The organism is Bradyrhizobium roseum, assembly GCF_030413175.1.
Taxonomy (GTDB): domain Bacteria; phylum Pseudomonadota; class Alphaproteobacteria; order Rhizobiales; family Xanthobacteraceae; genus Bradyrhizobium; species Bradyrhizobium roseum.
The window spans coordinates 7,224,148-7,236,893 of the sequence record NZ_CP129212.1; the positions used below are offsets into that span (position 1 = coordinate 7,224,148).

Annotated in this window: 14 protein-coding genes and 1 pseudogene; 6 read left to right on the forward strand and 9 right to left on the reverse strand. The window is 63.6% G+C overall.

Annotated elements, in window-relative coordinates; translation table 11 throughout:
- Positions 1–20: 20 nt before the first annotated feature.
- Positions 21–953: a ModD protein gene (gene modD / locus QUH67_RS34225; protein ID WP_300944454.1), complete on the reverse strand. Its 933-nt coding sequence runs from the start codon at positions 951–953 to the stop codon at positions 21–23.
- A gap of 200 nt (positions 954–1,153) precedes the next feature.
- Between modD and modA the strand changes: the two genes are divergently transcribed.
- The 6 genes and pseudogenes from modA to QUH67_RS34255 all read left to right on the forward strand — a co-directional run bounded on the left by modA (position 1,154) and on the right by QUH67_RS34255 (position 6,008).
- Positions 1,154–1,915: a molybdate ABC transporter substrate-binding protein gene (modA, locus tag QUH67_RS34230; protein WP_300944456.1), complete on the forward strand. Its 762-nt coding sequence runs from the start codon at positions 1,154–1,156 to the stop codon at positions 1,913–1,915.
- Positions 1,916–1,920: 5 nt separating this feature from the next.
- Entirely contained in the window at positions 1,921–2,607 is a 687-nt protein-coding gene (gene modB, locus QUH67_RS34235; protein WP_300944458.1) for a molybdate ABC transporter permease subunit, read from the forward strand.
- Positions 2,604–3,719: pseudogene (gene modC, locus QUH67_RS34240) on the forward strand (molybdenum ABC transporter ATP-binding protein); the annotation flags it as partial. The gene modB and the pseudogene modC, both read left to right, overlap by 4 nt.
- A gap of 147 nt (positions 3,720–3,866) precedes the next feature.
- Positions 3,867–4,484, forward strand: coding sequence for a DUF2478 domain-containing protein (locus tag QUH67_RS34245; protein ID WP_300948275.1), 618 nt, complete (start codon positions 3,867–3,869; stop codon positions 4,482–4,484).
- A 417-nt stretch (positions 4,485–4,901) separates the two neighbouring features.
- Positions 4,902–5,456, forward strand: a complete 555-nt coding sequence (locus QUH67_RS34250; protein ID WP_300944459.1) for a peroxiredoxin — start codon at positions 4,902–4,904, stop codon at positions 5,454–5,456.
- Positions 5,457–5,462: 6 nt separating this feature from the next.
- Positions 5,463–6,008 carry a carboxymuconolactone decarboxylase family protein gene (locus tag QUH67_RS34255; protein ID WP_300944461.1) on the forward strand — a complete coding sequence of 182 codons (546 nt, stop codon included), beginning with the start codon at positions 5,463–5,465 and terminating at the stop codon, positions 6,006–6,008.
- A gap of 54 nt (positions 6,009–6,062) precedes the next feature.
- Here the strand turns inward: QUH67_RS34255 and QUH67_RS35080 are convergent, their stop codons facing one another.
- The 8 genes from QUH67_RS35080 to nifV form a co-directional block, all read right to left on the reverse strand.
- Positions 6,063–6,308: a (2Fe-2S)-binding protein gene (locus QUH67_RS35080; RefSeq protein WP_407080384.1), complete on the reverse strand. Its 246-nt coding sequence runs from the start codon at positions 6,306–6,308 to the stop codon at positions 6,063–6,065.
- A 133-nt stretch (positions 6,309–6,441) separates the two neighbouring features.
- Entirely contained in the window at positions 6,442–6,738 is a 297-nt protein-coding gene (locus tag QUH67_RS34265) for a ferredoxin family protein (protein ID WP_300944463.1), read from the reverse strand.
- Positions 6,739–6,784: 46 nt separating this feature from the next.
- Entirely contained in the window at positions 6,785–8,092 is a 1,308-nt protein-coding gene (locus QUH67_RS34270; RefSeq protein WP_300944465.1) for an FAD-dependent oxidoreductase, read from the reverse strand.
- A gap of 11 nt (positions 8,093–8,103) precedes the next feature.
- Positions 8,104–9,207, reverse strand: coding sequence for an electron transfer flavoprotein subunit alpha/FixB family protein (locus QUH67_RS34275; RefSeq protein WP_300944467.1), 1,104 nt, complete (start codon positions 9,205–9,207; stop codon positions 8,104–8,106).
- A gap of 24 nt (positions 9,208–9,231) precedes the next feature.
- The gene (locus tag QUH67_RS34280) at positions 9,232–10,077 is read right to left on the reverse strand and encodes an electron transfer flavoprotein subunit beta/FixA family protein (protein WP_300944469.1); all 846 of its coding nucleotides are present in this window, start codon (positions 10,075–10,077) and stop codon (positions 9,232–9,234) included.
- 279 nt (positions 10,078–10,356) lie between these two features.
- Complete coding sequence (nifW, locus tag QUH67_RS34285; protein ID WP_300944470.1) at positions 10,357–10,689, reverse strand: nitrogenase stabilizing/protective protein NifW; 333 nt, start codon at positions 10,687–10,689, stop codon at positions 10,357–10,359.
- Between the two features lie 11 nt (positions 10,690–10,700).
- The gene (cysE, locus tag QUH67_RS34290) at positions 10,701–11,489 is read right to left on the reverse strand and encodes a serine O-acetyltransferase (protein WP_300944472.1); all 789 of its coding nucleotides are present in this window, start codon (positions 11,487–11,489) and stop codon (positions 10,701–10,703) included.
- An 8-nt stretch (positions 11,490–11,497) separates the two neighbouring features.
- Positions 11,498–12,658, reverse strand: a complete 1,161-nt coding sequence (gene nifV, locus QUH67_RS34295) for a homocitrate synthase (protein WP_300944474.1) — start codon at positions 12,656–12,658, stop codon at positions 11,498–11,500.
- Between the last annotated feature and the right edge of the window lie 88 nt (positions 12,659–12,746).

The following is a 12,746-nucleotide window of genomic DNA, read 5'->3' on the forward strand; positions in this document are numbered from 1 at the left end:
GGCCTACCTCGAATACAGCTCTACTGATCCGCCGAGGATGGGCAGATCCGCACCTGAACATCGCACGGCCGCGCCATATACGGCGACGAGGTCACCACGACATCGGCTCCCGCTTGCGCATAAGCCGCAACATTTCCCGCGTGAATGCCGCCGGCAACCGCAACGACGGGCCGTGATCGCCCGATTGCGGCCATCCGCGCCACGAGCATGGTGACTTGAGCCGGCGTGAACTTCTCCGCCTGGATGACATCGAAGCCGACCGAAGCTGCAACGATCGCCGCCTCCAGCGTGTTCACCTCGATGACCAGTCGTTTCTCTGGCGCAGCACGCCGCAACCGCTCGACCAGTCCCACGAAAGGCTCCTTGCCGAGAAACGCCTGGTGCTCCGGAAACACCAGCACCGTCTCCGACAACCCGAGCCGATGCATCACCGCCCCGCCTGCCCTCACCGCAGCGACTGCAAAGCGTTTGGTGCCGGGAACGTTCTTGCGCGTACAGGCCACCGCCATGTTGGGCGCGACAGCCGTCGCCGCGGCGACGACCGCATGCGCCTCCGTCGCAACGCCGGACCAGATCTCGATCAGTGTTTGCGCCACCTTCCAGCTCCGCAGCAACGCCGCGGCCGGGCCGTGCGCGGTCAGGATCGGCGATCCCGCCGCGAGCGCGGAGCCGGAGGACGCAAACAGTTCCACCCGGCAGCCGGCAAGCTCGATGATCGCAGCCGCATCCTCCGCCAGCGCCAGCACCATCGCGTCGCGGGCGGAGAACTGCATGGTACCGGCGGCTGCACCAATCCCGAGCGCCTCCGTCGTCAGGTCGCCGTAGGGAACATCGTCTGCAAGAAGCGCTTCGAGCTCCGCGCGCGACGCAACGGTCGGCGCGGGCCAAAGTGGCGGCGCGGCGACGAAGGCCGCCGGCGGCGGGGTCGGACGTAACTTCGCAGGGCTGCTCATGTGTCATGTCCTATTGAAGACATCATTGTCAGGACCGCGACAACGACAGGCGGGATCAACCGGGTTCACACCAAAACAGCCCGATCGAATGGCTAATAAGCAATCCCCGGACCAAGCGCAGTGCGGCATGGCGCTTGCTGAGATGACGACGCCGGAGCCGAAGGCGACGGACGGCGCTGAAGAGGAATCAGGAGATCACGATGCGGTTGTCCAAGTCAGTTCGCTTAGCTATCGGTATTGCGACCTGGGTTCTCACATCCACCAACCTGCCGGCGGCCCAAACGAATGTGGCCGTCGCGGCCAACTTCACCGAAGTTGCCAAGGAGATCGCAGCTGCCTTCAAGGCAAAGACCGGTCACGAGGCCGTACTGAGTTTCGGTGCCAGCGGACAGTTCTACACCCAGATTACGCAAGGCGCGCCGTTCCAGGTCCTTCTCTCCGCTGACGATGCGCGACCGAAGAAGCTGATCGACGACGGACTGGCGGTGCCCGGCAGCAATTTTACCTATGCCGTCGGTAAGCTCGTGCTGTGGAGCAAGACGCCCGGCCTGGTGAAAGGCGAAGAAACCCTCAAGGCCGCTTCATTCGCGAAATTGGCGATCATCAATCCGGTCGCGGCGCCCTACGGCGCGGCGGCGGTCGAGACGATGAAATTCCTCAAAGTGTACGATGCGCTGAAGCCAAAGATCGTCGAAGGGGCCACCGTCATACAGGCCTTCCAGTTCGTTGAAACCGGCAATGCCGAACTTGGTTTCGTTGCGCTGTCGCAGCTCGTGGGCAGCGATGCCGGTTCGCGCTGGCTGGTTCCGCAGGAATTCTATTCACCAATCCGTCAGGACGCGGTGCTGCTGAAAACCGGAGCTGCGAACGAGGCCGCGACCGGCTTCATCGCCTTCATCAGGAGTCCGGAAGCACGCTCCATCATCGAGAAATATGGCTACGTCCTCGACGGACAGAGCTGAACGGCATGAATGGTCTGCCGCCCGAGCTCTGGCAATCGGTCTGGCTCACCGTCGAGCTGGCGGCGATCACCACCATCATCCTGCTCGTGGTCGCCACGCCGCTTGCCTGGTGGCTGGCGCGAACGAAGGCCTGGTGGGCCGAAGCGATCGCAACGGTCATCGCGTTGCCGCTGGTGCTGCCGCCGACCGTGCTCGGTTTCTATCTGCTCGTGACGCTCGGCCCTAACGGGCCGGGTGGCTGGATCGCGAGCCTGTGGGGCGGACGTACGCTGGCCTTCACCTTTGAAGGCCTCGTCATCGGATCGGTGCTCTACTCGATGCCATTCGTGGTACAGCCGATCCGCAACGCGTTCGCGGCGATCGGCGACCGGCCACTGGAGGTCGCGGCGACGTTGCGCTCGTCGCCCTGGCGGGCATTCTGGACGGTAGCGGTGCCACAGGCACGGCCTGGCTTCCTCACCGGCGCGGTGCTCGGCTTCGCCCATACCGTCGGGGAATTCGGTCTGGTGCTGATGATCGGCGGCAACATCCCGGGCCAAACCAAGGTGCTGTCGGTGGCGATCTACGACTATGTCGAGGCGTCGCGCTGGCATGAGGCCAACATCCTGGCAGGCGGCATGGTGATCTTCGCCTTCGCAGTGATCCTGACGATGACCTTGATCGACAAGCGCAGCGCGGCGGTCCGGCCATGACCGCGAAACAACCCGCGCCCCAGCCGGGAAAGATTCAGACCGAATTCCGCGGCAGCCTCGGGCACTTCTCGCTGGACGCCAGCTTCGTCGTGCCGGCACGGGGCGTGACAGCGATATTCGGCGCTTCCGGCAGCGGCAAAACCACCGTCGCGCGCTGTCTCGCCGGCCTGCATCACCTGCCCGGGAGTTTCTGCGCCGTCGATGGCGATATCTGGCAGGACGGTGCGACCTTCCGAAAGACCCATCAGCGTCCGATCGGCTACGTGTTTCAGGAAGCAAGCCTGTTCTCGCATCTGACGGTCAGACGCAATTTGCTTTACGGGGCCCCCAAAAACGTCCAGACGTCGGGCCACAACGGCATCGGCTTCGACGAGGTCATCGAGCTGCTCGGCCTGGTTCAAATGCTCGACCGGTCACCGCATAACCTGTCAGGCGGTGAACGCCAACGGGTCGCGATCGGACGCGCCTTGCTGTCGCAGCCAAAACTGCTGCTGATGGACGAGCCGCTGTCGGCGCTGGACCTGACCACCAAGAGTGAAATCCTCCCCTTCCTCGAGCGGCTGCACGCGCGGCTTTCGCTTCCGGTGTTTTACATCAGCCACGATATGTCGGAGATCGAACGGCTCGCCGATCACCTGGTCCTGATGCAGCACGGCAAAGTCGTCGGCGCGGGGCCGCTGCAACTCCTGCAAAGCGATCCCTCACTGCCGCTCGCCGGCGCCCGCGACGCGGCCGTCAGCCTGGAGGCGGCGGTGGAGGCGCATGACAGCGGCTACGGACTGCTGACACTGCGCGTCGCCGGCGGACGCCTGCTGGTGCCGGCGCCGCCGATCGCCGCAGGAAAACCGCAACGGGTGCGAATTGCAGCGAGCGATGTCTCGATTGCCCGCACGGCTCCCGACGCCAGCTCGATCCTCAACCTCATGCCGGCGCGCATCGTCTCGAATTCGCCGCTCGGGCATGGCGAGGTCGTCGTCGTGCTTGCCCTGGGAACGGACGGCTGCGGCGCCCGATTGCTGGCGAGGATCACGCGTCGATCGTGGGACCAACTTGGTCTTGCCGAAGCCATGAGTGTCTTCGCGCAGGTGAAGGGCGTTTCGCTGGTAGCCGGGCCGCACAGGGCAGACGACCAGGCCGCTGCGGCAGGTATGGCGGTTGTGGGATCGGCGATCGAGAGCGCCCTGTTGCCGGATCCCGCCACGCCGACCGCTAAGACAAATGGAACGAAACATTCCGGCAGCCACTTCATGAGCCGCGCCATGACCGCTGATGTTGATGACTTCAGTCCGACGCATCATCTCGCTGCGGTTCTCTACCGGCCGGAAGATGACGTTGACGCGCTGCTGGCCGAATTCGCCGATACCCTTCTGCGCGACGGCGAACGCGTCGGCGGCATCGTGCAGCGAAACCTCAAGGACGATGCTGGCCGGTCAGCCGGTATGCTTGTCGTCGATCTCCTGACCGGCCGGGAGATTTCGATCTGCCAGCCGCTCGGGCGCGGTGCCACCGCATGCAAGCTCGACCCTGCCGGTCTTGCCGAAGCCTCTCTTGCGGTTTCGCGCGCCATCGCGGGAGATGCTACCCTCATCATCGTCAACAAGTTCTCCAAGCAGGAAGCGGCCGGTCACGGCCTGCGCAGCGAACTCGCCGAGGCGATCATCGCCGGCGGGCCAGTGCTGACGGCCGTGCCGGAAAAATGCCTCGACGCCTGGAGGGAGTTTACCGGCGATCGCAGCACAATCCTGCCATGCGCTCCACACGTGGTTGCGGATTGGTGGCGTGAGGTATCGGCACAAAGAGCCGGCGCCCGCACCGTCCTGGGTGGAGCGGCGGCCCCTTCTGCGCCTGTTGCCCCATCATCACATCCGACGATTTGATCACAAGCCGAAACACCGTCGCCGAACTTCAGGGTAAGTTCGGCGACCGCCTCGTTGACGATCGAGGACGTCACCGTGATTGCCGAGTCGGGTTCGACAGGCGATTTCGATCTTGACGCGATCGGTCGTCGATCCCTTGGTCACCGCCACGACCCCACCCGGAAGATCATTGCGTACATCGATTTGAATTTGTGCAGTCCTTGCTTTTCGATCGCCGTTACGTCGTCCCGTTTCATTTCTTATTGCAGACGATTGTCGAACCAAGCTAGTTCAAGCATCAGACAGAGCGACATACGAAGCTGGTTGTCGTGCCTATGACAATTATGCGACGCGTTGCGGGTTCGTCGGTGGCACATCGCTTGCTTCATCCGAATGTGGCCCTGCCAAGAAAAACTAACATCTCATGGAGTTCTAAGAATGCTCGGAATTGGAGACAAACTGCCGTCCTTTGAGGTTGTCGGCGTCAAGCCGGCCTTCCACCAGCAGGAAGAAAAAGGGCAGAGCGCTTTCGAGCCGCTGACAGACGCCAGCTTTCCCGGAAAGTGGAAAATCATCTTCTTCTATCCAAAGGATTTCACCTTCGTCTGCCCGACGGAGATCGCCGAGTTCGCGCGGTTGTCGAAGGATTTTGCCGACCGTGACGCCGTCGTGCTCGGCGGCTCGACCGACAACGAATTCTGCAAGCTCGCCTGGCGCCGCGAGCATAAAGACCTGCATCACCTGCCGATTTGGCAGTTTGCCGACTCCAAAGGCTCGCTGGTGGATGGCCTCGGCGTGCGCTCGCCGGACGGCGTCGCCTATCGCTATACGTTCATTGTCGATCCAGATAACGTGATCCAACATGTCTATGCGACCAACCTCAATGTGGGCCGCAGCCCGAAGGACACCCTGCGCGTCCTCGACGCGCTGCAGACCGATGAGTTGTGTCCCTGCAACCGCGAAGTCGGCGGCGCAACCCTCAAGGTGGCGTGATACATTATGTCGATCGACGCCCTGAAAGACAGCATTCCGGATTTCGCCAAGGACGTCAGACTCAATCTGACGTCGATGGCGTCGGATGAAACGCTGGATATGCAGACGAAATACGGGCTTTTCCTCGCCTGCGCGATCGCGACCCGCAATCCGGCCGTGATATCGGCGATGGAGGCAGTGGCGGCTGAAATGCTCACGCCGGCGGCTATCGCAGCGGCCAAGTCGGCCGCTTCGGTCATGGCGATGAACAACATCTATTACAGGTTCATCCACCTCGCCTCGAACAAGGAATATGCGACGATGCCGGCGCGGTTGCGCATGAACGTCATCGCCAATCCCGGCGTCGACAAGGCCGACTTCGAGCTGTGGTCCCTGGCGGTATCTGCGATCAACGGCTGCGGCGCCTGCATCGACGCCCACGAGAAGATCCTGAATGAAGCCGGCGTCGCCGCGACGACGATCCAGACCGCCGTCCGTTTTGCCGCAATCATCCAGTCGGTCGCGGTGGCGATCGAAGCGAGCGCAATGACGCCGGCGGAGGCCGCCGAGTAATCAAATATCTCGCGATGCCGCGCCGGTGCCGGTACACCAGCCGGTGCCGGTGCGCTACAGGGCCACGACCGTTTGATCCGGCTGGCCCGCACCATGCGTAACGCCGCATGGCAATCCCGAGTGACAATCCCTGTCGCAGCTCTCCATGATTTTCCGGATCGTCGCGACGCAACGACCGCATTCGACCCGGCATCCCAGACAGCCGTAGACCTGGTGGGTCGTGCGCGGCACCTCATCCCTCCCATTCACCGCCGAGCGGACGTCGTGGTCAGTCAGGACATTGCAGGAGCAGACGATCATGGCGGGTAAAGATCCTGACTTCACATAGTCGCGTCACAACGCGCATTCCAACCCTGATGCCTTGGCCATCGTGCGGGTGCCCAAGCCGGTCATATCCTGGACCGCAGTCACGGGCTGCCCGCTCCCCTTTGCCTCACCCGAACTTGAACAGAACGCCATAGCCGCCCCGGGGGTAGCTCCACTCGATGTCGCCGCCTGGTTCACCGATCACCCGGCAGGTACCACACTCGACGCAGCCATCGACGGTGACCTCCACCTGTCCCTTGTCGTTGAGTTCGTAGCATCGCGCCGGGCAGGCCTTGAGCAGGGTGAGCAGCGCCGGCGTCGGCACGGCGTGCGGCCGTACCTTGATGTGAGCGCGGCCCGCATCGACCAAATAGCGGTTGTAGAACAGCTTGTCTTCGACGCGCACAGCCAGTTCCGTCGTCATGTTCGATCTCCACCGTTAGAGCCGCATTCAAAAGTCGCCACTGCCGTCACCGCCATGCCCGAGCGAGGCGGTACGCGTCGCCGAACAGGCCCGTCCATGACCGCGCTTTGACGAACGATCGCAGCGTGGTCTTTTCTTTGTCGATTTTGGGCGTCCCGTCGACGCGCACAAAATTCTGCATCGCCTTGGAGACGAGCTGCGGATAGGTCAGGAAGAAGTTCTGCGACTGGATATGCATCAGCTGCGGCATATCCTTGTATTTCTTGAGATCCTTGATGACGAAGGAATCGTCCAGCATTTTCTTGTAGAGCGCCAGGTTTTCCTTCGTCATTGGATCCTTGCGCGACTTGACCTGGAAAATCGCCTCGGCGGCGATGCGGCCGGAAGTCATGGCCAGATTGGATCCCTCGCGATGGATGGCATTGTTGAGTTGGGCGGCGTCGCCGACCACGACCCAGCCTTCGCCGTAGAGCTGCGGGATCGCGTTGTAGCCGCCTTCCGGAATGAGGTGTGCGGAATATTCCTTCACCTCGGAACCCTCGATCAGCGGCGCCACCGAGGGATGATGCTTGAACCGCTCGAGCAGGCCGTAGGGCGTTTCTCCGGTCTTCTGGAAGTCGGCCACGAGGCATCCGATGCCGAGCGATACGCACTCCTTGTTGGCGTAGATGAACCCCATGCCGGTCATGCCGCGCGAGATGGTGCCCGCCGCCTCGATCACGGTGCCTTCATCGCCCTTGAGGTTGAAGCGGGCTTCGATGGTCTCGCGCGGCAGGAAGTGCATCTCCTTGACCGCCAGCGCGACATTATCGGGCTTCGGCCTCTCCCGCAGGTCGGCCCGCGTGCCGAGCAACCCGTTCACGCCCTCCGCCAGCACGACCACATCGGCGTGCACCTCACCGTCGTGCCGGTCGGTGCGCACTCCGATCACCCGGCCGTAGGCATCTTGCACCAATTCAGTCACGGTGGTTTCGCACAGGACCGTCGCGCCGGCTTCCCGCACCTTGCCGGAGAACCATTTGTCGAACTGTGCACGAATGATGGTGTATCGGTTGGGGCGCTCCTCGTTGAAATCGTCGGAGCGATAGTGCAGCCCGACATGGGCGCGGTCGTCCATCATCCAGAAGCGCTGCTCGACCAGATGACGTTCGAGCGGCGCATCCTCCCGGAAATCCGGGATCAGCTTCTCCAGCATATCTGCATAGAGAATTGCGCCCTGGACGTTCTTTGAACCGGAATATTCGCCCCGTTCGAGCTGCAGCACCTTCAGGCCGCGCTGGGCCAGCGTCAGCGCGGCGGCGTTGCCCGCCATCCCGGCGCCGACGACGATCGCATCGAATCTTTCCTCGATCATGGCACGCTCCTCTAGCTGGCGATCCGGTCGCGCGCATGCGGCGAGAGGCGTGCGCGGAACGCTTCGGTCAATGCCGGCAACAGCCGGATCGCATCGGTGATGATTCCGACATGGGCGAAATCGAATATCGGCGCGTTCTTGTCGGTATTGATCGCGACGATGAGATCGGCGCCCTCCACCCCGACCCGATGCTGGATGGCACCGGAGATTCCGGCGGCGATGTACAGCCGCGGGCGGATCGTCTTGCCGGTCTGGCCGATCTGCCGATCGGATGTCACCCAGCCCTTCTGCACCAGCGGGCGCGAGCAGCCATATTCCGCACCGAGCACGGACGCGAGCTGACGTACCAGCTGAAAATTCTCCGGTGATCCGAGCCCGAGCCCGCCTGCGACCACGACGTCGGCATAGGCTAGATTCGACTTGGCGGATTCGCGGTCGGGCAGAAATGACAGCACCTTGGTGACGATGTCGTCTTCGACGAGACCGAGCGGATGGACGATGATACGGCCGGCTTCACGCTCGACCCGTTCGGGCATCGGCATCACGCGCGGGCGCACTGTGGCCATCTGCGGTCGATAGTTCAGCGTATAGATCGTGCACATCAAGGAGCCGCCGAAGGTCGGCCGGGTCGCGGCCAGCGAGCCGTCGGCATCGACATCGAGCGCCGTGCAGTCCGCAGTCAACCCGGTCAGCAGCGTCGTCGCCACCGAGCCGGCGAGGTCCCGGCCGAGCGTGGTGGCACCGAGCAGCAGGATTTCCGGCTTGTAGGTATTGACGACGTCGGTCAGGGCCTTGGTGTAGGACTCGTTGCGATAGTCGGTGAGCAGGTCGTCGGCAACGACGTAGGCAAGATCGGCGCCGTAGCAGAATGCCTCGGCGGCCGCCTGCCGTGTCGCCTCGCCCTCGGGTCCGATCACCACCGCGGCAAGATCGACCTTGAGCTTGTTGGCGAGCTGGCGGCCGGCGCCCAGCAATTCCCACGACACCGGGTGGACCTGGCCGCGCTCCTGCTCGACGAACACCCAGACGTGCTTGTAGCCCTTGAAGTGATCCGGCAGCTCCTTCTTGGTCGCTGCGCGGCCTGCCGGGGTCGGTGTTTTCGCGGGTTCGCTCATCGGCTCGGCTCCCGTATCAATCCGTTAGAATCCGCGCGCCAGCGTAACGAGCTCGGCTTCGAGCTTGGGCTGCCGCTTGAATATCTCTTCGATCAGTGCCTCGGCGGGCGGCCGGCTACCGACGTCAATCAGCGCCGCCTTCTCGGCGCGCGGCGGCGGAGCGAACACCTTCTTCACGATGGTCGGTGAGCCCCGCAGCCCGCACTTCGCGATGTCTTCGACGCCCGCATCCTGCGCGCTCCATTTGACGATGGTGGCGCGCGCGGCCCGCAACGCATCTTTCATTGCCCCGCGCCGGATCTCGTTGGTCGCCTCCAGCATGGTGATCAGGCAGGGCAGCCGGGTGCGCAGGATCTGTACGCCGCCCTCCGACCGCCGTTCGGCCTCGATGGTGCGCGCGTCCAGATCGAGCGCGCCGATCTTGGCGACGTAAGTCAGCTGCAGAAGGTCGAGGCGCTTGGCGATGCCGGGACCCACCTGGGCGGTATCGCCATCAATCGTCTGCTTGCCCGTGAAGATGATGTCCGGCGTGCCGTAGGTCTCGCCGATCTTGCGGATGGCGGTGGCGAGCGCATAGGTCGTCGCCAGCGTGTCGGCGCCGGCGAAGAAGCGATCGGTCAGCAGCACGGCACGATCGGCTCCGAACGTCAGCGCCTTGCGCAGACTGTCCTCCGCCGAGGGCGGCCCCATCGTCAGCACGGTAACCTCGCCGCCGAACTTGTCGCGCAGTTCGAGGGCTGCTTCGAGCGCGAACAGATCGTAGGGGTTGATGATGGTCGGCACCCCCTGGCGCATGATCGTGTTGGTCACCGGATGAACCCGGATCTGCGCTGAATCCGGAACCTGCTTGATGCAGACGACGATGTGCATTGCGGTTGCTCCGAGCCTGCCTGATGGCTTCGACAAGCAAATAGCAAGGGCCGTACCAATCCCGGCCGCAGCAAAATATCGACGCTAAGACAATGAGTTGGGGAAACGGGGCGCATTCGCGGCCGAAAGCCATTCTGCGATCGCTGACAAGGACAATTCCGACACGTCGCAAACACGACAGCACTATGCGACCAGACAAGGCGGAACGAACGGCAAAGCAGTTCGCCGCCGCGCGCCGGCGCGGCAAGCTCGCCGATCCAACCCGAACCTGCGGCAGAATTACTTGAGCGTGGTGAGAGGCACGAACACGGGAGGCTTCGGCGGCGCCACCGCATCCTTCAGGACCTTGAACACGCGCTGGTCCAGCGGCGACGACGCGAGGAAATCGGCATAGGCCTGCTCGAGCACGGCCTTGCAGCGTTCGGCCACGACCGCATCCGGCTGCCCGGTGAAATCCTCACTCACCAGATATTGCCCCATGCGCCTTAGAATGTGCAGCCGCACCACGTTGACATGCTTGGGGTCATATTCAACGCCGAGCAACGCGAAGAAGTCTTCGGCCGAAGACGCCTTGTTCAGTTGCTCGAGCACGCCGACGGCTGCTTCACTCATGTCGTTCTCCTTCAAGCCTGCTCCACGGCACGAGGGGCCGGGGTTGGGTGCGTCTGCGCCTGCATGGGTGCGTTGCCATCGCGCTGGCGCTTCTGGACATATGCAAGCCGTGCCTCAAGGAATTCAACGCGATCCAGCAGGATGGAGATCGCCTCTCCGACCGGGTCCGGCATCAAATGGTGATCAAGATCGATACGACCGACCGAGCGCCGGTGGCTGAGTTCCGGCCGCACCACCCTGGCCGGAATGCCGACCACGGTGACTTCCGGCGGCGTGCTCTCGATCACGACCGAATTGGCGCCGACCCGCGTTCCCCGCCCCACGGTGATCGGTCCAAGTATCTTGGCGCCGGCACCGACGACGACGCCATCCTCCAGGCTGGGGTGGCGCTTGCCCGGCGACCACGATGTGCCGCCAAGCGTCACGCCGTGATACAGCGTGACGTCATTGCCGACCTCGGCGGTCTCGCCGATGACGACGCAAGCCCCATGATCGATGAAGAACCGATGGCCTATGGTGGCGGCTGGATGGATGTCGACATTGGAGAGGAAACGGCCCAGCCAGGACAGCAGCCGCGCCGGAAATCTCCAGCCGGCGCCCCATAGACGATGCGCAATGCGATACCAGATCAGGGCGTGGACACCGGGATAGGTCAGCAGGGTTTCCAGCTCGCTGCGGGCAGCCGGATCACGCAGGCGCACGCAGCCGATATCTTCCCTGATCAGTTGCAGCAGCGACGGACGGCGAGGCCTCGTAATGGCCACAGCATCGCCAGCACGCGTGTCAATGGCATCGGACATGGGTGGCCTCATGCACAATTGGGAAGTCCCCCGTCGCATACCTCGCGCCAGATCAGCTTGACGGTTTCGCGCGCGACGGGACCCTTGTTGCGGACGGCGTGCTCGCGCACACGCGCGAGAATGCCGCGCAACTCGTCGGAACTCGCCGGCAAGTGCAGATCCGACAGCAGCGAGCTGATGGCCGACAGACCGGAGTGCTTGCCGATCACGATGCGGTTGGATCGGCCGAACAGCCGCGGATCGAGCGATTGGTAGGTGCGATGGTCCTTGAGCAATCCATCGACATGGATGCCGGACTCATGGGTAAAGACATGCTCGCCGACGATGGCCTTGTTGAGAGGAATGGTTCGCGCCGCGGCCGCAGCGACCACGCTCGCGACATTGCCCAGTTCGGACAGGACGACCCCGGTGTCCCGACCGTATAACTGCCTGAGCGCGACGGCGACCTCCTCGAGCGGCGCATTGCCGGCACGCTCGCCAAGCCCGATCACGGTGACGGAAGCATGCGTGGCGCCGGCCTTGATGGCGGCCAGCGTATTGGCGGTGGCGAGTCCGAGATCGTCATGGCCGTGAAACTCGAGCTCGAGATCGGTGGTCGCGCGCAAGGCCGCGATCAAATGGCGGCTGGCCTCCGGATCGAACACACTCAGCGTGTCGGCAATGCGAAACCGCCGCGCACCGGCCGCCTTTGCGGCGGCGATGATCTCGATCAGGAAATCGACATCCGCGCGCGACGAATCCTCGCCACCGACGGCGACGGCCAAGCCCCTGCCGCGGGCGTAGCCGACGACGCGCTTGACCATGTCAATCGCATTGGAGCGCTTGCCGCCGAGCTTGGCCGCGATCTGCACGTCGGAAACCGGCACGGAGACATTGACCATCGACACCCCCGCTTCGATGGCGGCATCGACGTCCTCGGTCCGCATCCGGCACCAGGCGATGGTCGTCAGCGGCAGCTCAGCCTCGACAATGGCGCGGATCGCGGCGATCTCCTCGCGTCCCATCGCCGGCGTGCCGGCCTCCAGTTCCGGGACACCGGCGCGGGCCAGCGCGCGTGCGATCGCAACCTTTTCTCCGGTCGTGAACGCCACGCCGGGCGCCTGCTCGCCGTCGCGGAGCGTCGTGTCATTGAGTACGATTGGCGGGAGCGGCGGCGGCTGATCGATCATTGGACCCTCACCACGATGGTGGCATCATCGGAGGATGACGATCGTCGCCGACGTTTCCCCTCGCATACGGGTAAGAGCAACCGTCGTG